This is a genomic window from Verrucosispora sp. WMMC514 (genome assembly GCF_027497295.1).
GTDB classification, from domain to species: domain Bacteria; phylum Actinomycetota; class Actinomycetes; order Mycobacteriales; family Micromonosporaceae; genus Micromonospora; species Micromonospora palythoicola.
In genome coordinates, this window is the sequence record NZ_CP114906.1 from 4708263 (window position 1) to 4726600 (window position 18338).

An 18338-nucleotide genomic window follows, 5' to 3' on the forward strand; every position below is an offset into this window, starting at 1 on the left:
CCGGTGCGCGGTCGCCTCAGCCGCGTCGCGGGTGACGTTTACTCACCGGGGCGCAGGGAACCCGCCGCCCGTGCGACAGGACCATGGGGAGCCGGATCAGCGCAGGTCAGCGGGGCTGCTGGCCGAGCCCGGTGGGCCCGTGTCCCGCCCGGTGCTCTTCGACGCGGTGCTGCTGGACCGCGACGGCACCCTGGTCGAGGATGTGCCGTACAACTCGGATCCGGACAAGGTGCGACCGGTGCCCGGGGCGCGCGTGGCGCTGGACCGGCTGCGCGCGGCCGGACTGAAGCTCGCCGTGGTGACCAACCAGTCCGGGTTGGCCCGGGGTCTGTTCACCGAGCGGCAGTTGCACCGGGTGCACCGCCGGATCGAGGCGCTGCTCGGCCCGTTCGACTGCTGGCAGGTGTGCCCGCACGACGACGGGGACGGCTGCGCCTGCCGCAAGCCACGGCCGGGTCTGGTGCACGCCGCGGCCCGGGCCCTGGGCACGGTACCGGCCCGCTGCGCCCTGATCGGTGACATCGGTCGCGACGTCACCGCCGCGCTGGCCGCCGGTGCGACCGGCGTCCTGGTCCCGACGCCGGTGACCCGACCGGAAGAGGTGGCGGCGGCACCGTGGGTGGCCGCCGACCTGCCCTCGGCCGTCGCGGAGATCCTTCGACGCCAGGCGTCACTGAGCCCGGCGACGCCGACGCCGGGGGCGGAGCGCCGGGCCGTCGCCACGGGTGTGCGGCGGTCGGCACCGGGACGCCCGGCTGCCGGCCGTACCGTACTGGTGGTCCGCTCGGATTCGGCCGGTGACGTGCTGGTGACCGGACCGGGCATCCGGGCGGTCGCCGCCAGCGCCGAGCGGGTGGTGCTGCTCTGTGGGCCCCGGGGCCGGGCCGCCGCCGACCTGCTGCCCGGCGTTGACGAGGTGATCGAACATCGGCTGCCCTGGATCGACCCGGCCCCCGCGCCGGTGGATCCGCGGGAGATGACGGCTCTGATCACCCGGCTGGCGGCGGTGGCCGCCGACGAGGCCGTCATCTTCACCTCGTTCCACCAGTCGCCACTGCCGCTGGCCCTGCTGCTGCGGATGGCCGGGGTCGCCCGGATCGCGGCGATCAGCGACGACTACCCGGGCAGCCTGCTGGACGTGCGGCACCGGGTTCCGGTCGGTGTGCCCGAGGCGGAGCGGGCCCTCTCGCTGGCCGCTGCCGCCGGTTACCTGCTCGGCGAGGGCGACGAACCGCACCTGCGGCTACGCCCGGTCCCACCGCCCCTACCCGAGGCCGGTGCGCCGGGTTACGTGGTGCTGCATCCCGGGTCGGCGGCGCCGGCGCGGGGGTGCCCGCCCGAGGTGGCCGAGCGGATCGCCGCCGAGTTGAGCGCCGTCGGGTACCGGGTGGTGGTGACCGGCGGCCCCGCCGAACGGGACCTGACCGCGCGGGTCGCCGGCCGGCACTGCCGGGATCTCGGTGGCCGCACCGGCCTGGCCGAGCTGGCCGCGATCGTGGCCGGAGCCGGCGCGGTGGTGGTCGGCAACACCGGACCGGCGCACCTGGCCGCCGCGTACGGCGTGCCGGTGGTCAGCCTCTTCGCTCCCACCGTCCCCTTCGGGCAGTGGGGACCGTGGCGGGTGCCGACGGTACGCCTCGGCGACGCCACCGCAGCCTGCCGCGACACCCGGGCCGCCCGGTGCCCGATAGCCGGGCACCCCTGCCTCAGCGACATCCGGCCGGGCGACGTGCTCGACGCGTTGCGGCTGCTGGGCGTGCCGCCGGACCGGGTGCCGAGCGGTGCGGCCGGGCCCAGGGCGGCACCCGAGGCGGTCGCCGTCGGCGGTGGGGGCGGCCGATGAACATCCTGCTCTGGCACGTGCACGGTTCCTGGACCACCTCCTTCGTGCACGGCAAGCACCGCTACCTGATCCCGGCCACCCCGGATCGGGGGCCGTACGGGCTGGGCCGCGCCCGGACGTACACCTGGCCGGAGAGCGCCGCGGAGGTGAGCCCGGAGCAACTGCGCGGCGCGGACGTCGACGTGGTGATCCTGCAACGCCCCGAGGAGATCGACCTTGCCGAGCAGTGGCTCGGCCGCCGGCCCGGCCGGGACGTGCCGGCCGTCTACGTTGAGCACAACACGCCGAAGGACGGCCAGGTCCCCAACAGCCGCCACCCGCTGGCCGACCGGGACGACCTGCTCATCGCCCACGTGACCGCGTTCAACGAGCTGTTCTGGGACACCGGTACTACCCGGACCACCGTCGTCGACCACGGCATCGTGGCACCGACGGCGGTCTGGACCGGCGAACTGGACCGGCTGGCCGTCGTGATCAACGAACCGGTACGCCGCTGGCGGGTCACCGGCACCGACCTGCTGGTGCGCTTCGCCGAGATCGCCCCACTCGACGTCTTCGGCATGAAGGTGGCCGGCCTGGCCGAGCACCTCGGCCTGCCGGCGGACCGGTTGACCAGCCACGACGACGTGCCGCAGCACCGGATGCACGCCGAGTTGGCGCGCCGCCGGGCGTACCTGCACCTGTGCCGGTGGACGTCGCTGGGGTTGAGCCTGATCGAGGCGATGGCGATGGGCATGCCGGTGGTGGCGCTGGCCACCACCGAAGCGGTGATGGCGGTGCCACCGGGTGCCGGTGCCCTCTCCACCCGGGTCGACACCCTGCTGGCGGCCGCCAGCAGGTTCGTCGCCGAACCGCAGCGGGCGCGCGAGGCAGGTGCCGTGGCGCGCGTCGCCGCCGGCGAACGGTACGGCCTCGACCGTTTCCTCACCGACTGGGACCGGCTGCTGGAGGAGGAAGTATGCGGATAGCGATGATCTCGGAGCACGCCAGCCCGCTCGCCATCCTGGGCGGCGAGGACGCCGGTGGCCAGAACACCCACGTCGCGGAGCTTTCCGCCGCGCTCGCCGCCGCCGGGCACGACGTGCGGGTCTACACCCGCCGCGACGCGGTGGACCTGCCGGTGACGGTACGCAGCCCGGACGGCTACGACGTGGTGCACGTGCCGGCCGGGCCGGCCGAACCGGTGGCGAAGGACGCGTTGCTGCCGCACATGCGCCCGTTCGGCGCCTGGCTCGTCGACCGGTGGCGGGGCGGGGAGTGGGCACCCGAGGTGATCCACGCACACTTCTGGATGAGTGGGCTGGCCGCGCTGGAAGCCGGCCGGCAGACCGGGGTGCCGGTGGTGCAGACCTACCACGCGCTCGGCGCGGTGAAGCGTCGTCACCAGGGCGTGCAGGACACCAGCCCGGCGCGGCGGATCGGCTACGAGCGTCAGCTGGGTCGTTCGGTGGACCGGGTCATCGCCCAGTGCCGCGACGAGGTCGGTGAGCTGGTCCGGATGGGGGTGCCCCGGTCGGCGATGACCGTCATCCCGTCCGGTGTCAACCTCGCCACGTTCGCCCCGCTGGGGCCGGCCACCGAGCGCGAGCCCGGGCGGCCCCGGATCCTCACGGTGGGCCGGTTGGTGGAACGCAAGGGCTTCCAGACGGTGGTACGGGCGATGGCGCACGTACCCGAGGCGGAGTGCGTGGTGGTCGGTGGTCCGCCGGCCGGCCTGCTGGAGACCGACCCGTACGCCCGACGGCTGCGGGCCCTCGCCGGCAGTTGCGGCGTCGCCGACCGGGTCCGCCTGGTCGGCGCGGTGCCTCGCGAGGAGATGGGCCGCTGGTACCGCTCGGCGGACATCCTGGTCGCCGCCCCCTGGTACGAGCCGTTCGGGCTGACTCCGCTGGAGGCGATGGCCTGCGGGGTGCCGGTGGTGGCCACCGCCGTCGGTGGTCTGCGGGACACGGTGGTCGACGGCGTGACCGGGGACCTGGTGCCGGCGCGGGATCCGCGCGCGCTGGGTGTGGCGCTGCGGGCGCTGCTCGACGACCGGATCCGCCGGTTCGCGTACGCGGGCGCGGCGCGGGCCCGCGTCCGCCGGCACTACTCGTGGGCGGTCACCGCGCAGCGCCTCGCCGAGGTCTACGACGAGGTGGCCGCCGTGCGTCGACCGACCCGGGTGGTGGCCTGATGAGCCTGCTCGACACGCATCTGGCCCACCTGACCGCGGCCCTGCCGCCGTTTCGCCGCTGCGAGCCGCTGCTCGCCCGGTGGGGCGCGGTCCTGGCCGGACGGCTCACCGACGGCGGCCGGCTGCTCGTCGCCGGCAACGGTGGCAGCGCCGCCGAGGCGCAACACCTGACCGCCGAACTGGTCGGCAAGCTGCGCGACGACCGTCGGCCGCTGTCCGCCATCGCGTTGCACGCCGAGACGTCGGCGTTGACCGCGATCGGCAACGACTACGGCTACGAGGAGGTCTTCGCCCGGCAGGTCCGCGCGCACGGCCGACCCGACGACGTGCTGCTGCTGCTGTCCACCAGCGGCGGCAGCGGCAATCTGCTCACCGCCGCCCGGGCCGGCCGGGAGGCGGGCCTGCGCTGCTGGGCGTTCACCGGGCCGACGCCGAACCCGCTCGCCGAGGCGTGTCACGAGGTGCTCGCGGTGGACTCGCCGGACACCCAGGTGGTCCAGGAGCTGCACCTGGTCTCCAGTCATCTGCTCTGCGAGTACGTCGAGCAGGCGATGACGGATCAGCCGGCCCCGGCGGTGCCAGCGGCCGGTCCGGTGCGGGCCGGTGTCGAGGTGGTGCTGGACGGCGGTGCCGTCCGGCCGGTGCAGGCGTGAGGAGGCGACCGTGACGGGACCCGTGGTGGTGGTCGGCGACACCCTGCTCGACCGGGATGTCGAGGGGGTGGTCAACCGGCTCTGTCCGGACTCGCCGGTGCCCGTGCTCGACGAGATCGCGCACGTGGACCGGCCCGGCGGTGCCGGACTCTCCGCCGTCTTCGCCGCCGCGCAGGGTGCCGAGGTGGTGCTGGTGACCGCGTTGGCCGACGATGCCGGCGGGGCCCGGTTGAGCGTGCTGCTCGCCGCCGCCGGGGTGCAGGTCTATCCGTTGCGGCTGGCCGGTGCCACCCCGGAGAAGATCCGGCTGCGGTCCGGGGGTCGGGTGCTGCTGCGCCATGACCGGGGTGGCGGGGCGGGGGAGTTGGCGGAGCCGGGCGAGGCGGTGCTGCGCGTCCTGGACCGGGCATCGGTGGTGGTGGTCAGCGACTACGGTCGCGCGGTGGCCCGGCAGCCGGCGCTGCGGGCGGCCCTGGCCTCGATCCGCGCTCCGCTGGTCTGGGATCCGCACCCACGTGGACCCGCCGCGGTGCCCGGGGCGAACCTGGTCACCCCGAACGAGGCGGAGGTGCGGGAGCTGATGGAGGCGCCGGTCGGCGTCACCCGGCTGGCCACCGCCGCCGAGGGGGCGCAGCGGTTGCGGCAGCGGTGGCGCGCGGGGGCGGTCGCGGTGACGCTCGGCGCCGACGGCGCGCTGCTCAGTCACGCCGGGTCGACGCCGCTCATGGTGCCGGCCCCGGTGGCCGCCGAGGGGGACACCTGCGGCGCGGGCGACCGGTTCGCCGTCGCCGCCGGCCTCGCCCTGGCCCGTGGCGCGCTGGTCTCCGAGGCGGTGCAGGAGGCGGTGGCGCAGGCGTCGGCGTATGTGGCCGACGGTGGGGTGGCGACGGCCCTGCCCGCGCCGGTGCGGCGCGCCCCGCAGGCGGTGCACGCCGCGGTGGCCGGCGACCGGGTCGGGGTGGCCGCGTCGGCCGCCGTGGTCGCCCGGGTCCGCGCCGCCGGCGGGACGGTCGTCGCCACCGGTGGCTGCTTCGACCTGCTGCACGCCGGCCACGTCGCGACGTTGCAGGCCGCCCGGCAGCTCGGCGACTGCCTGATCGTGTGCCTCAACTCCGACGCCAGCGTCACCGGTCTCAAGGGACCGGACCGGCCGGTGATGCGCCAGGACGACCGAAGCCGGCTGCTGGCCGCGTTGAGCTGCGTCGACGCGGTAATGATCTTCGATGAGCCGACACCGGAAGCGGCGCTGTCCTGGCTGCGTCCGGACGTCTGGGTCAAGGGCGGGGACTACGCCGCCGGCGGCGGTGACGGCACCGGCCTGCCGGAGGCGGAGATCCTGCGCCGGTGGGGCGGTCACACGGTGGTGGTGCCCTATCTGGACGGGCGGTCCACCACCGAGATGATCGCCGCGACGGCCAACCGGACGGAGGTCACCCGGTGAGCGCGAGGAGTGAGCCGGTGTTGCGAGCCCCGCAGTCGCGAACGGAGGTGGCCCGGTGAGCGCGAGGAGTGAGCCGGTGTTGCGAGCCCCGCAGTCGCGAACGAAGGAGGTCCGGTGAGCGCGCCGGCCACCGGGCGGACGGTGCTGGTCACCGGCGGCTCCAGCGGACTGGGCGCGGCGGTGGTGGCGGCGGTGGCCGCCGCCGGTGGTCGGCCGCTGGTGCTGGATCGGCAGGCGCCGGCCGACGGGGTGCCCTGGGTGGAGTGCGACCTGGCCGACAGTCGTGGCGCCGAGGCCGCCACCCGCGAGTTGGCCGAGCGCGTGGGCGGGCTGGACGCGGTGGTCACCGCCGCCGGCATCGACGTGCCCGGTCGGCTCGCCGACGTGCCCGGTGAGACCTGGGACCGGATCGTCGCCGTCGACCTGCTGGCGACCGCCGCGGTGATCCGCGCCGCGCTACCGTTCCTGACCGCCGCCCGGGGCACCGTCGTGACGGTGGCCTCCACCCTCGGCATCAAGGCGGTCAGCGACGCGACGGCGTACTGTGCGGCGAAGTTCGGGGTGGTCGGCTTCACCCGGGCGCTCGCCGCCGAACTGGCCGGCACGGTCGGTGTCACGCTGCTCATCCCGGGCGGGATGCGGACTGCCTTCTTCGACGAACGCGATCCGCAGTACCGGCCGGGGTCGGACGCGATCCTCAACGATCCGGCCGACACCGCCGCCGCCGTCATGTTCGCCCTGTCCCAGCCGGCCGGTTGCGCGATCCGCGAGATGGTGGTCTGCGCCGATCGGGAGACGTCGTACCCGTGATCCTGGCGCTGCGTGCCCTCGGCGTCGGTGACCTGGCCACGGCGGTCCCGGCGGTGCGGGCGCTGCGGGCGGCGTACCCGGACCAGCAACTGGTGCTCGCCGCGCCGGCCTGGCTGGGGCCGCTCGTCGAGCTGGTCGGCGGGGTGGACCGGCTGTTGCCCACCGACGGCCTGGACCGGCCGGTCCGGCCCACCGGGCGGGTGGCGCTGGCGGTCAACCTGCACGGCCGGGGCCCGCGGTCGCACCGGCTGCTGGCCGCCGCCCGTCCCGACCGGCTGATCGCCTTCGCCAACGCCGAGGCGCCGCACGCCGACGGGCCGCGGTGGGACGACGACGAGCACGAGGTGTCGCGCTGGTGCCGGCTGTTGCGCGAGTACGACATTCCGGCCGACCCGACCAACCTGGATCTGCGCCGCCCGGGTCCGGGCCTGGCGGCCGGTGGTGTCACGGTGCTGCATCCCGGCTCGAAGGAGTCGGCCAAGCGCTGGCCGGCCGCCCGGTACGCGGCCCTGGCCCGGGAGCTGACCGGGCGGGGGCACCGGGTGGTGCTGACCGGCAGCGCGTCGGAGCGGGACCTGGTCGCCCGGGTCGCGGACCGGGCCGGGTTGCCCGCCGCCGCGGTGCTGGCCGGCCGGACGGACCTGGCCCAGCTCGCCGCGCTGATCGCCGGGGCGCGCCTGGTGGTCAGCGGAGACACGGGGGTGGCGCATCTGGCCACCGGCTACCGCACCCCGTCGGTGGTGCTGTTCGGTCCGGTTCCGCCGGCGCGCTGGGGTCCACCGCCGGAGCGCCGACGGCACCGGGCACTCTGGGCCGGCGCGCGAGCATGGCCGGAGTGGGACGGGGTAGGTGACCATCCCACGATGGTCGCCCTCGGCGTTGACGAGGTGCTGGCCGCTGTCGACGAGGTGGAGCGGGTGGTGCGGGTGGACCGTGCGGTTGCGGCGTAGCGATCCGGGTCGGCCGGGATATCGGCGGCGTCGGCGGGGCCGGGGCTGGTCGTTCCTGGACCCGCGCGGCGAGCCGGTACGCGACCCCGACGAGTTGGCCCGGCTGCGCGCACTCGTCGTCCCGCCGGCCTGGCGGAACGTGTGGATCTCGCCGTACCCGAACGGGCACATCCAGGCCATCGGCGTCGACGCGGCCGGCCGGAAGCAGTACCTCTACCACCCGCTGTGGCGGCAGCGGCAGGACGAGGCGAAGTTCGACCACGTGCTGGAGGTGGCGGGCCGGCTGCCGCTGCTGCGCGAGCGGGTCGACCATGACCTGACGGTACGCGGGCTGCGCCGCGAGCGGGTGCTGGCGACGGTGACCCGGCTGCTCGACATGGGCGCCTTCCGGGTGGGCAGCGACCAGTACGCCGCCGGCGAGGATCCGACGTTCGGCGTGGCGACCCTGCGTCCCGAGCACGCCCGGCTGCGCCAGGGGTGTGTGCTGTTCGAGTTTCCGGCCAAGGGCGGCATCGAGCAGGTCCGGCTGATCTCCGACCCGCAGTTGTGCCGGGTGCTCACCGACCTGCGTCGGCGGCGTCGGGCGGCCGACCGGTTGTTCGGTTACTGGGACGGCCGGCAGTGGCGGGACGTGCGCGCCGACGAGGTCAACGACTATCTCCGCGAGGCCAGCGGTGGCGAGATGACCGCGAAGGACTTCCGCACCTGGCACGCGACGGTACGGGCGGCGACGGAGTTGGCCGCACTGGCCTCCGCCCGTTCGGTGACCGCTCGCCGCCGGGCGGTGGCGGCGGTGATGCGACAGGTGGCGGAGTTGCTCGGCAACACGCCGACGGTGGCTCGCGCCTCGTACGTGGACCCGAGGGTGGTGGATCTGTTCCACGACGGTGTGGTCGCTCCGGTGACCGGGGAAACCTCGCCGGAGCAGGCCGAGCGGGCGGTGCTGACCCTGCTGGCGCGGACCTGACCGGGGACCTCAACCACCGTCGGGCGGACCGGTGCCCCCCGAGTGGCGGGCCGCACCGGACGGGTCGGTGGCCCGGGTCTCGATCATGGCCGCCACGCCGTCGAGGATCCGACCCAGCCCGAACCGCCATTCGAGGTCGACGTCGTCGTCGTACTCCTCGGCCTCGGCCAGCAGTTCGTGGATCGCCGGGTAGGGGCCGGGCGCGGTGAGCACGGCGAGGTGCCGCCAGTAGCGCAGGCCCACCTCCTCCGGGGTCCGCCCGGTCCGGGCGGCGGCCTCGGCGATGTCGGCGGTGAGCGTGGCCCAGCTGCGGGCGTACCCGCTGACCAGCATGATCGTGGCGATCCGTTCGGAGGCGCGCAGGCCGGTGCCGCGCAGCGCGGCGAGCCCGTACTCCAACCAGCGCACCTGGTTGGGATTGATCGGTGGGCCGGTGATCGGCACGTGCCGCATCCAGGGCTGCCGGCGTAACGCGGCGACGTTCCCCTCACCCCATCGGGCCAGCGCCGGCCGCCAGCCCTCGTCGGCCCCGCGCGGACGCGGTGGCGGGCCGTACGCGGTGTCCACCATCAGGTCGAGCAGGTCGTGTTTGGTGGGCACGTACCGGTACAGCGACATCGTGGCCACGCCGAGTTCGCCTGCCACCCGGCTCATCGACACCGCCGTCAACCCCTCGGCCTGCGCGATCTGGATGCCGGCGGCGACCACCTGGTCGAGGCTGAGGCTGCGCTTCGGGCCACGGCTGGGACGGTCACGCAGCCCCCAGGCGAGCGCCACGTTCTCGGGCAGCTCGACGTCTTCGCCCACTCCACCTCCCAGGCCGGCGTTGACCGCCAGCATATCTTCTGCGTATCGTCTACGCATAAGAGCGTATGGCATACGCAGATTAGGGAGAGTGTTCATGGTGCACGGACCGCCAGCGGTCGAGCTGGTCGACCTGCGCAAGTCCTTCGGGGATCACGTCGTGCTCGACGGGCTGACCCTGCGGGTGCCCACCGGCGGGGTGCATGCCCTGCTCGGGCAGAACGGGGCCGGCAAGACCACCACGGTGCGCATCCTGGCGACGCTGACCCGACCGGATTCGGGTAACGCCCGGGTGGCCGGCCACGACGTGGTACGCCAGCGGCGGCGGGTACGCCGGACGATCAGCCTCGCCGGCCAGCACGCGGCGCTCGACGACGGGCAGACGGGCGTGGAGAACCTGACGATGCTGGCCCGTCTCGCCGGGTTGCGCGCTCCGGCGGCCCGCGCCCGCGCCGCGGCACTGCTGGACCGTTTCGACCTGACCGATGCCGCCAGGCGGCGGGTGGTGACGTACTCCGGCGGGATGCGGCGACGCCTCGACCTGGCGGCCAGCCTCGTCGGCGCTCCGTCGGTGATCTTCCTGGACGAACCGACCACCGGTCTCGACCCGCGCAGCCGGCAGGGGCTGTGGGAGGTGATCGGCGAGTTGGCCGGCGCCGGGGTGACGGTGCTGCTCACCACGCAGTACCTGGAGGAAGCCGACCGCCTGGCTGACCGGATCACGGTGCTGCACGGCGGCCGACTCGCCGCCGAGGGGACGGCGGCGGAACTCAAGCGCCGTTTCGGTGCCCAGCGGTTGGAGCTGACCTGGCGCGACGCCGCCGGGCTCGCCGAGGCGGACCGGCGGTTGGGTGACCGGGTCACCCACCGCGAACCGGCCCGGCTGGCGCTGTCGGTGGCCACCGACGGCAGCGCCCCCCAGGTACGCGGCCTGCTCGACGAGGTCGATCCGGACCGGCACGGGGTGGTCCGGTTCACCGTCCGGGAGGCGACCCTCGACGACGTCTTCTTCACGCTCACCGGTCGGCCGGCGAGCCCCGAGCGGGAGGTGGCCGGTGTCTGAGCTGACCCTCCGACCGATTCACGCGGCCGTGATGATCGGCCGCTGCGTCCGGCTGTCCCGGCGCAACGTCGACGCGCTGCTCACCTCGCTGCTGCTGCCGGTGATCCTGATGCTGCTCTTCGTCTACCTCTTCGGCGGCGCGATCGAGACCGGTTCGGCGTACGTGACCTACGTGGTGCCCGGTGTGCTGCTGCTCTGCGCCGGCTTCGGCGCGGCCGGCACGGCGGTGAGCGTCACCATCGACCTGACCACCGGGATGATCGAACGGCTACGCACGATGGACGTCGGTGCCACCTCGATCCTCGCCGGGCACGTGGTGGCGAGCGTGGCCCGCAACACCGTCTCCACGGTGCTGGTGCTGGGGGTGGCGGTGGCCATCGGGTTCCGGCCGGCCGTCGCGCCACTGCGCTGGTTGGCCGCTGCCGGGGTGCTGCTGCTGTTCCTGCTGGCGGTGTCCTGGCTGTCGGCGGCGTTCGGCCTGTTGGCCCGCACCCCGGAGGCGGCCAACGGATACACCTTCATCGTGATGTTCCTGCCCTATCCGAGCAGTGCCTTCGTGCCGGTCGAGACCATGCCCGGCTGGCTGCGGGGCTTCGCCGAGCACCAGCCGGTGACCCCGGTCATCGAGTCGCTGCGCGGCCTCCTGCTGGACACCCCGGTCGGCACCGCGCCCACCCGCGCAGCAGCCTGGTGCCTAGCCCTGCTGGCCCTCGCCGTACTCCTCTCCGCCCTCCTCTTCCCCCGCCGAATCGCCTGACCCACCCCCACCCCCCAACCGAGTTGATCATGAGGTTAGCGGCAGCTTAAGAGATCAAAACCGCCGCCAACCTCATGATCAACGGGGTGGGATTAGTCGTTGAGGATTTGGGAGAGGCGGTCGCGGAAGCGGCGCTCGGAGGGGCTGACCTCGGTGCCGCCCAGGCCCAGCACGCCGCCGGTGCTGGCGGCGCCGACCACCTGGTCGGCGATCTCCACCAGCCAGTGCCGGTACGCGCCCGCCTCGCCCTCGTCCACCTTGGCCGCCAGCAGCGCCGACGCCTCCTTGGCCCGGCCCAGCACGTCCTCGGCGTAGCCGCGCGGGTCCGCGGGCTCGATGACCGGCATCTCCTCACCGGCCTCCGGATCGCCGACCCGGGTGACGATCTCACCGGCCACCGCGGCCACCAGCGGACTGGCCGACTCCCGCCCGCCGGAGATGGTCTCCAGACCCGCGGCACCCTCGGCCATCGTCGCCTTGGTGCCGTCGGACTCGGCGGCGCTCGCCGCGGTGAGCACCGACTGTGGCAGGCCGACCAGCAGCCCCCACTCCTCGTCGGAGAAACCGAAACCGGTGTACGCCGGTTCTTCGATCACGACCCGCCCCTCCCGCTCGTCGTTCACGTCCTCGTCAGCCCGCACCGCCGGCGGCGGTGCGGCTCAGGTTAGTTCAGGGTGAGCAGACCCTGTTCGGACACCACGCTGACCGACAACGTCTTGTACCCGACCTCGTCGAACAGCACCGTCATCCGGCCCTCCTCGTAGCTGAGCACCAGGCCGGAGCCCCACTCGGCGTGCCGCACCTGGCTGTGCACCGGGAACGGGCCCACCGAACCGTCGTCGGGCACGCTGGTGCCGGCGTGACAGTTGTCGCAGTGCCCGCAGATCTCGCTCATCTGCTCGCCGAAGTAGGCCAGCAACGTCTGCCCCCGGCAGGCGCTGGTCTCGGCGAACGCCCGCATCATGTCGGTACGCGACCGGGTCAGGCTCTGCTGCCGCTCCGCCTCGGCCACCGCGGCCGCCGCCGCGTCGACCGGGGTGGGGGCGTAACGGGGTGCGCCAACCCGCTGTCCCGGCGCCTGCTGGGCGGCGCCGACCTGTTCCAGCAGGGCGAGGTACTGCCCGAGCTTGCGCGGGCCGAGCCCGGTCACCTCGCGCAGCTCCTTGCGGGTGGCCCGTTCCTTGCGCAGCAACGCGGCCAGGTCGCGCAGCTCGGTGGCGTCGGGCAGGCCACCGCTGAAGTAGCGTTGCAGCCCGACGTCCTCGGCCTGCCAGAGCAGCAGCACCCGGGCCGGCTGACCGTCGCGGCCGGCCCGGCCGATCTCCTGGAAGTAGCTGTCCGGCGAGTCGGGCAGCGCCATGTGCACCACCCAGGCGATGTTGGGCTTGTCGATGCCCATGCCGAACGCCGAGGTCGCCACCATGATCGGCACCTGGTCGGCGAGGAACGCCTCGTGCAGCCGGGCGCGGGCGCTGGCCGGCATCCCACCGTGGTAGTACTGCGCGGGATAACCCGCGTCGGTCAGCCGGTCGGCCAGCTCCTCGGCGGCGCGGCGGGTGGGCACGTAGATGATGCCGGGCCGCTCGTCCTCACGCAGCAGGGCGATCAGCCGCCGCCACCGGTAGTCCTCGGTGGGGCAGTGCGCCACCTCGAAGAAGAGGTTGGGCCGGTCCAGGCCGGACACCACGATCTCGGGCTTGCGCAGCCGCAGCCGGCTGACGATGTCGTCGCGTACCGGCGGGGAGGCGGTGGCGGTCAGCGCGACCACCGGTGGTCGGCCGATGCCCTCGATCAGCTGCCCGAGGGCCAGGTAGTCCGGGCGGAAGTCGTGGCCCCAGGCGGAGATGCAGTGCGCCTCGTCGATCGCCACCAGCGCCGGCTTGAGGTCCCGGACCTCGGCCAGCCGGTCGGGGTTGGCCAGTTGTTCCGGGGTGATGAAGAGGAACTCGGCCCGCCCGTCGCGGATCTCGGCGATCGCCTCGGCCTGCTGGGCGGCGGTCTCGTCCGAGCTGATCCGGACCGCTCGCAGTTCCGCGCGCTGCCGCTCGTTGAGCGCGGCGATCTGGTCCTGCTGGAGCGCCAGCAGCGGAGAGATCACCACGGTCGGGCCGGGGATCAGGCTGGCCGGGATCTGGTAGATCGCCGACTTGCCGGCGCCGGTGGGCAGCACCACCAGGGCGTCGCGGCGGCGCATCACGGCCCGCATCGCGGCCAACTGGTTGGGCCGCAGCGCGGTCCAACCGAACAGGCTGCGCGCGGCGCGGCGCAACGACATCGAGTGCGTGGTCAGTTTCATCGAAGGCCGCAGGTACCCGGGCGGCTCCGCGCCGAAACCCGGGTTGATCAACGCAGCCGGGGAAGCACCTCGCGCTGGTACAGGTCGAGCAACCCCGACCAGTTCGGCCCGGTGTTGGCGACGTAGACCTCGTCGAACCCGGCCTTCGCGTACGCGTCGATCTTCGCCAGGTGGGCGTCGGCGTCGCTGCCGCAGACGAACGCCTCGCGCATCGCCTCCGGATCCACGAGCGTGGCCGCCTGCTCGAAGTGGCGCGGCGAGGGCAGCACCTGGAGCAGCTCACCGGGGATCGCCTCGGTCGGCCAGCGCTCGTACGCCAGTCGCATGCCCTCCTCGACCGTCGGCGCGTACGCGGCCTTGAAACCGGCCTGGCAGGGCTTGTCGCCGCCGCCGTTGTCCCGGAACCGGCGCACCAGGTCGGCGTCGGGCATGGTGTTGACGAAACCGTCGCCGATCCGGGCGGCCAGATCCACGGCCTTGGGCCCGAACGCGGAGATGTAGATCGGCGGGGGAGTCTCCGGCAGCGTGTAGATCCGGGCGTGCTCCACCTGGTAGTGCCGGCCATGGTGGTTGACGAAGCCGCCGCGCCACAGCTTGCGCATCACCTTGACCGCCTCCTCCAGCATCTCCAGCCGGACGCCGGCCCCCGGCCACGCACCGCCGAGGATGTGCTCGTTGAGCGCCTCGCCGGAGCCCACCCCCAGGACGAACCGGCCGGAGTGCAGCACGGAGGTGGTCGCCGCGGCCTGGGCGAGCACCGCCGGGTGGATGCGTACCGTCGGGCAGGTGACGGCGGTGGTCACCGGCAACCGGCAGACCTGGCTCAGCGCGCCGAGCATCGACCAGACGAAGGGGCTCTGCCCCTGGGCGTCGATCCAGGGGTGATAGTGATCGGAGATCCACAACGCCTCGAAGCCGGCCCGCTCGGCGGCCCGGGCCTGGTCGAGCAGTTCGGCCGGCGCGTACTCCTCGGTGGACAGGAAGTACCCGATCTTCATCTTTTCCCCCTCGGCCAGTGCTGCCTGTGGGGCAGGCGGTACCCCGGCGGGCGCCGGTCACACCCGCTCCGGTGGTTCAACGGCGGAACATCGCGCGGATGGCGATCAGCAGCAGCAGACCGCCCACCACCAGGCCGAGCAGGCGTACGCCGGGGATGTCGGCCGGGCTCGTCGCGTCGGCCAGCAGCACGGGGTCCATACCCGCACTGTCGCGGTGCAGCGCTCCCAAGGCAACTGTAAGGTTTATTGACTATTGGGGTGGCGCGGTGTGACCATGTCTGGACCGCCGGCCGGCGGGAGTCCACGGCGGAACACGCGGGGGTACAGCGCCGAATGAGCGAGCGGCAGCGAGCGAATCATCAACTCAGCGCGGTGGTGTCTCATGGCGGCACGCAGCGAAGCGGAGTGCCGGCATGAGCGAGCGGACCGAGCGCAACGGAAACCTGGCGACCCTGGCGGCCGCGGTCCTGCAGCCCGGTTTCGTCGGCACCGTCCCACCCGCCTGGATCTGCCGCTGGCTCGGCGACGGGCTCGGCTCGGTGGTGTTGTTCAGCCGTAACGTCGTCGATCCGGGGCAGGTGGCCGCGCTGACCGCCGCGCTGCGGGCGGAGCGGCCGGACGTGATCGTCGCCATCGACGAGGAGGCCGGCGACGTCACCCGCATCGAGTCCGGTCTGGGCAGCTCCCGTCCGGGCAACCTGGCACTCGGCGCGGTCGACGACCCGGCTCTCACCGAGGAGGTGGCCCGCGACCTCGGCGCGGAACTCGCCGCCGCCGGGATCACCCTCAACTACGCGCCCGACGCGGACGTGAATTCCAACCCGGACAACCCGGTGATCGGCGTCCGCTCGTTCGGCGCCGAGCCGTCGCTGGTCGCCCGGCACACCACCGCCTGGGTACGCGGCCTGCAGTCCGGCGGCGTCGCCGCCTGCGCGAAGCACTTTCCCGGCCACGGCGACACCCGCGTCGACTCCCATCACGACCTGCCCCGCATCGACGCCGACCGGGACCGGCTGCACGCCGTCGAGCTGGCTCCGTTCCGGGCCGCCGTGGCGGCGGGCGTCCAGGCGGTGATGACCGGGCACCTGCTGGTGCCGGCGCTGGATCCCGACCTGCCGGCCACCCTGAGCGCCCGCATCCTGGGTGGCCTGCTGCGCGAGGAGATGGGCTTCGACGGCGTGGTGGTGACCGACGCGGTGGAGATGGGCGCGGTCGCCGACCGCTACGGTTTCGCCGGTGCGGCCGTGCGTGCCCTTGCCGCCGGTGCGGACGCGATCTGTGTCGGCGGCGAGCACGCCGACGAGGAGACGGCCCGCCACCTGCGCGACGCCATCGTCGACGCGGTCGTCGCCGGGGAGCTGCCCGAGGAGCGGCTCACCGAGGCGGCCAAGCGGGTCGGCCAACTCGCCGCCTGGACCGTGGCGGCCCGTACCGCCCGCGCCGCCGGCCCGACCGGCGGCTCAGCGGTCGGGTTGGTCGCGGCGCGACGCGCCGTGCGGGTCACCACCAGCGACGCCACGACCGTCTCGTTGCCGCTGCGCGGCCCGGCGCACGTGGTGGAGTTCCAGCCACCGCACAACATCGCGATCGGGTCGGCGACTCCCTGGGGAGTGGCGGCGCCGCTGGCCGCCCTGGTGCCGGGCACCACGAGCGTCCGGCACGTCGAGCAGTCGGCGCCGGGCGACCCGGCCGCCGGTGCCGCCGGGCGGCCACTGGTGCTCGTCGTGCGCGACCTGCACCGGCACCCCTGGATGCGGGACGCGGTCGATCGGGCGCTGACCGCCCGCCCCGACGCGGTCGTCGTCGAACTCGGGGTGCCCGCGCTGGTCACCGGGGCGGTGCACATCGCCACCCACGGCGCCACCCGGGCCGCCGGTCGGGCCGCCGCCGAGCTGCTCGCCGGCGGCGTGGTCAGTCCGGGCTGGTGACCAGGTCGGCGTACTCCCGGTGGCGTTCGATGAAGGCGGCCATGAACGGGCAACGCGGCACCACCCGCTGACCCTGCGCGCGGACCTGATCGAGGGTGCCGCGCATCAGCGCCGAACCGACGCCCATGTTCTGGAAGGCCGAATCCACCTCGGTGTGCGTGAAGATCAGCACCTGGTCACGGGGCAGGTAGGCGGTGAAGCCGGCCAGCGCGTCGTCGACCAGGATCTCGTAGCGGTGTTTGGCGGGATTGTCCTCGACCAGCATGCTCACTCCTGCATTGTCCATCGCCGGTCGGCCCGCCCGGTCGGTTCGCCGGTGTCTCGTACGCTTGACGGCGTGACGAACCGATCCCTCGCCGGAAAGCTCCCGCCCACCTTCACCCGTCGCACCTCCACCCGGCTCGCCGGAATGCTGGCCGGTCTCGCGCTCGGCGCGGCCCTGCTGGCCGGTTGCAGCTCCGAAGGGGCCAGCACCGACTGCGGCCTGGACGCCTGCACGGTGACCTTCGACCGGGGCGTGGACGCCCGGGCGAACATCCTCGGCGTCGAGGCTCGGCTGGTCGAGACGCAGGACGACGTGGCCACCATCGAGGTCGCTGGCGAGCAGCTGTCCCTCACGGTGGGCCAGCAGGCGGCCGACGTCGGTGGCCTCGCGGTCACCCTGGACAGCGTCACCGACAGCGAGGTGAAGGTCCGGATCGCGCGTAACGGCGGCTGACGATACTCGGGCGGCGGCCAGCACGTTTGGAAATCTTCGCGTTCGGAGATTGAGGCGCCATGTCTCTTACCCGGAACGCCGAAGCCACCGCCGCCCGTACGGCCGACAGCCGGTGGCTGGAACTCCTCGCCCGGGCCGGTTTCATCGGCTACGGGATCGTGCACCTGCTGTTCGGCTGGCTGGCGCTGCAGATCGCCTTCGGCAACTCGTCCAGCGACGGCGACCAGTCCGGCGCGCTGCGTACCCTCGCCGCGCAACCCATGGGCCAGTTCCTGGTCGTCGCGATCGCCGTGGGCATGCTCGCCATGGCGATCTGGCAGGCCCTCGAAGCGGCCGTCGGGCACCGCACCGAGCGCGGCAACGACCGGCTCAAGGAACGGATCGTCTCCGCCGCCCGCACCCTGATCTACCTCTGGCTGGCCTGGACCGCCTGGAAGGTCTTCTCCGACGCCAACTCCGACAGCGCCTCCCAGCAGCAGGATCTGTCGGCCCGGCTGATGGAGTCCACCGGGGGTCGTTGGCTGGTCGGTCTCGCCGGTCTGGTGCTCGCGGGCATCGGTGTCGGCATGACGATCTACGGCCTGAAGAAGAAGTTCATGAAGCGGCTGAAGACCGGCGAGATGAGCGCCAAGACCCGGCAGCTCGCCCGTCGGCTCGGCATGGCGGGCTACGCCTCCCGGGGTGTCGCCTTCGCCGTGACCGGCCTGCTGGTCATACTGGCCGCGGTGAACTACGACCCGGAGAAGGCCCGTGGTCTGGACGCCGCGCTGCGGACCCTGCGTGACCAGGCGTTCGGCACCATCCTGCTGACCCTCATCGCGCTGGGCATCGCCGCCTTCGGTGTCTACTGCTTCCTCCAGTCCCGCTACCGCAAGGTATGACCTTCTCCTCCCCGGCCACCCCCGCGGTGGCCGGGGCCGGCGATCCAGGGCAC

General features: G+C 73.6%; 19 protein-coding genes. 13 read left to right on the forward strand and 6 right to left on the reverse strand.

Annotated elements, in window-relative coordinates; genetic code table 11:
- The first annotated feature begins 115 nt into the window (after nucleotides 1-115).
- From O7597_RS21910 to O7597_RS21945, 8 genes are all read left to right on the forward strand, one after another.
- On the forward strand, nucleotides 116-1843 hold the full coding sequence (locus tag O7597_RS21910; protein WP_281583295.1) for an HAD-IIIA family hydrolase: 1728 nt from the start codon (nucleotides 116-118) through the stop codon (nucleotides 1841-1843).
- The gene (locus O7597_RS21915) at nucleotides 1840-2811 is read left to right on the forward strand and encodes a glycosyltransferase (RefSeq protein WP_281580559.1); all 972 of its coding nucleotides are present in this window, start codon (nucleotides 1840-1842) and stop codon (nucleotides 2809-2811) included. The genes O7597_RS21910 and O7597_RS21915 overlap by 4 nt, the downstream gene beginning before the upstream one ends.
- The gene (locus O7597_RS21920; protein WP_281580560.1) at nucleotides 2802-4019 is read left to right on the forward strand and encodes a glycosyltransferase; all 1218 of its coding nucleotides are present in this window, start codon (nucleotides 2802-2804) and stop codon (nucleotides 4017-4019) included. The genes O7597_RS21915 and O7597_RS21920 overlap by 10 nt, the downstream gene beginning before the upstream one ends.
- Nucleotides 4019-4672 (forward strand): SIS domain-containing protein, encoded by a 654-nt coding sequence (locus tag O7597_RS21925; RefSeq protein ID WP_281580561.1) that lies wholly within the window; start codon nucleotides 4019-4021, stop codon nucleotides 4670-4672. Before O7597_RS21920 ends, O7597_RS21925 begins: the two co-directional genes overlap by 1 nt.
- 10 nt (nucleotides 4673-4682) lie before the next feature.
- Nucleotides 4683-6113 (forward strand): PfkB family carbohydrate kinase, encoded by a 1431-nt coding sequence (locus O7597_RS21930; protein ID WP_332317115.1) that lies wholly within the window; start codon nucleotides 4683-4685, stop codon nucleotides 6111-6113.
- 114 nt (nucleotides 6114-6227) lie between these two features.
- Nucleotides 6228-6923, forward strand: coding sequence for an SDR family oxidoreductase (locus O7597_RS21935; RefSeq protein WP_269738877.1), 696 nt, complete (start codon nucleotides 6228-6230; stop codon nucleotides 6921-6923).
- Entirely contained in the window at nucleotides 6920-7873 is a 954-nt protein-coding gene (locus tag O7597_RS21940) for a glycosyltransferase family 9 protein (RefSeq protein WP_281580562.1), read from the forward strand. The genes O7597_RS21935 and O7597_RS21940 overlap by 4 nt, the downstream gene beginning before the upstream one ends.
- On the forward strand, nucleotides 7857-8840 hold the full coding sequence (locus O7597_RS21945) for a DNA topoisomerase IB (protein WP_269738875.1): 984 nt from the start codon (nucleotides 7857-7859) through the stop codon (nucleotides 8838-8840). Before O7597_RS21940 ends, O7597_RS21945 begins: the two co-directional genes overlap by 17 nt.
- A 9-nt stretch (nucleotides 8841-8849) precedes the next feature.
- On the opposite strand, the gene O7597_RS21950 is transcribed toward O7597_RS21945, so the two are convergent.
- Nucleotides 8850-9647, reverse strand: a complete 798-nt coding sequence (locus O7597_RS21950; RefSeq protein WP_281580563.1) for a TetR/AcrR family transcriptional regulator C-terminal domain-containing protein — start codon at nucleotides 9645-9647, stop codon at nucleotides 8850-8852.
- A 94-nt stretch (nucleotides 9648-9741) separates the two neighbouring features.
- Here O7597_RS21950 and O7597_RS21955 point away from each other — a divergent pair, with 94 nt between their 5' ends.
- Together O7597_RS21955 and O7597_RS21960 are read left to right on the forward strand one after the other, a co-directional pair.
- The gene (locus O7597_RS21955) at nucleotides 9742-10707 is read left to right on the forward strand and encodes an ATP-binding cassette domain-containing protein (RefSeq protein WP_269738873.1); all 966 of its coding nucleotides are present in this window, start codon (nucleotides 9742-9744) and stop codon (nucleotides 10705-10707) included.
- Nucleotides 10700-11464 (forward strand): ABC transporter permease, encoded by a 765-nt coding sequence (locus tag O7597_RS21960; protein WP_281580564.1) that lies wholly within the window; start codon nucleotides 10700-10702, stop codon nucleotides 11462-11464. The genes O7597_RS21955 and O7597_RS21960 overlap by 8 nt, the downstream gene beginning before the upstream one ends.
- A gap of 92 nt (nucleotides 11465-11556) precedes the next feature.
- Here the strand turns inward: O7597_RS21960 and O7597_RS21965 are convergent, their stop codons facing one another.
- The 4 genes from O7597_RS21965 to O7597_RS21980 form a co-directional block, all read right to left on the reverse strand.
- On the reverse strand, nucleotides 11557-12060 hold the full coding sequence (locus O7597_RS21965) for a hypothetical protein (RefSeq protein ID WP_164445934.1): 504 nt from the start codon (nucleotides 12058-12060) through the stop codon (nucleotides 11557-11559).
- 68 nt (nucleotides 12061-12128) lie between these two features.
- Entirely contained in the window at nucleotides 12129-13760 is a 1632-nt protein-coding gene (locus O7597_RS21970; protein ID WP_281580565.1) for an ATP-dependent DNA helicase RecQ, read from the reverse strand.
- Nucleotides 13761-13807: 47 nt separating this feature from the next.
- On the reverse strand, nucleotides 13808-14758 hold the full coding sequence (locus O7597_RS21975; RefSeq protein WP_281580566.1) for a TIGR03557 family F420-dependent LLM class oxidoreductase: 951 nt from the start codon (nucleotides 14756-14758) through the stop codon (nucleotides 13808-13810).
- Between the two features lie 76 nt (nucleotides 14759-14834).
- Nucleotides 14835-14957 (reverse strand): hypothetical protein, encoded by a 123-nt coding sequence (locus O7597_RS21980; protein WP_269738869.1) that lies wholly within the window; start codon nucleotides 14955-14957, stop codon nucleotides 14835-14837.
- Nucleotides 14958-15171: 214 nt separating this feature from the next.
- Between O7597_RS21980 and O7597_RS21985 the strand changes: the two genes are divergently transcribed.
- A complete protein-coding gene (locus O7597_RS21985; RefSeq protein ID WP_281580567.1) occupies nucleotides 15172-16686 on the forward strand; it encodes a glycoside hydrolase family 3 N-terminal domain-containing protein in 1515 nt (504 codons plus the stop codon).
- On the opposite strand, the gene O7597_RS21990 is transcribed toward O7597_RS21985, so the two are convergent.
- A complete protein-coding gene (locus O7597_RS21990; protein ID WP_166457974.1) occupies nucleotides 16670-16951 on the reverse strand; it encodes a GNAT family N-acetyltransferase in 282 nt (93 codons plus the stop codon). The genes O7597_RS21985 and O7597_RS21990 overlap by 17 nt on opposite strands.
- A 72-nt stretch (nucleotides 16952-17023) precedes the next feature.
- On the opposite strand from O7597_RS21990, the gene O7597_RS21995 reads away from it, so the two are divergent.
- Both O7597_RS21995 and O7597_RS22000 read left to right on the forward strand, forming a co-directional pair.
- The gene (locus O7597_RS21995; protein ID WP_281580568.1) at nucleotides 17024-17404 is read left to right on the forward strand and encodes a hypothetical protein; all 381 of its coding nucleotides are present in this window, start codon (nucleotides 17024-17026) and stop codon (nucleotides 17402-17404) included.
- A 59-nt stretch (nucleotides 17405-17463) separates the two neighbouring features.
- Nucleotides 17464-18285 (forward strand): DUF1206 domain-containing protein, encoded by an 822-nt coding sequence (locus tag O7597_RS22000; RefSeq protein WP_269738866.1) that lies wholly within the window; start codon nucleotides 17464-17466, stop codon nucleotides 18283-18285.
- Nucleotides 18286-18338 lie beyond the last annotated feature (53 nt).

Excerpts from the sequence above, each read along its gene's own strand:
- O7597_RS21915 (WP_281580559.1), top strand. The coding sequence starts at position 1,840 with ATGAACATCCTGCTCTGGCACGTGCACGGTTCCTGGACCACCTCCTTC.
- O7597_RS21920 (WP_281580560.1), top strand. The coding sequence starts at position 2,802 with ATGCGGATAGCGATGATCTCGGAGCACGCCAGCCCGCTCGCCATCCTG.
- O7597_RS21925 (WP_281580561.1), top strand. The coding sequence starts at position 4,019 with ATGAGCCTGCTCGACACGCATCTGGCCCACCTGACCGCGGCCCTGCCG.
- O7597_RS21955 (WP_269738873.1), top strand. The coding sequence starts at position 9,742 with ATGGTGCACGGACCGCCAGCGGTCGAGCTGGTCGACCTGCGCAAGTCC.
- O7597_RS21970 (WP_281580565.1), bottom strand. The coding sequence starts at position 13,760 with ATGAAACTGACCACGCACTCGATGTCGTTGCGCCGCGCCGCGCGCAGC.
- O7597_RS21975 (WP_281580566.1), bottom strand. The coding sequence starts at position 14,758 with ATGAAGATCGGGTACTTCCTGTCCACCGAGGAGTACGCGCCGGCCGAA.
- O7597_RS21980 (WP_269738869.1), bottom strand. The coding sequence starts at position 14,957 with ATGGACCCCGTGCTGCTGGCCGACGCGACGAGCCCGGCCGACATCCCC.
- O7597_RS21985 (WP_281580567.1), top strand. The coding sequence starts at position 15,172 with ATGAGCGAGCGGACCGAGCGCAACGGAAACCTGGCGACCCTGGCGGCC.
- O7597_RS21990 (WP_166457974.1), bottom strand. The coding sequence starts at position 16,951 with ATGCTGGTCGAGGACAATCCCGCCAAACACCGCTACGAGATCCTGGTC.
- O7597_RS22000 (WP_269738866.1), top strand. The coding sequence starts at position 17,464 with ATGTCTCTTACCCGGAACGCCGAAGCCACCGCCGCCCGTACGGCCGAC.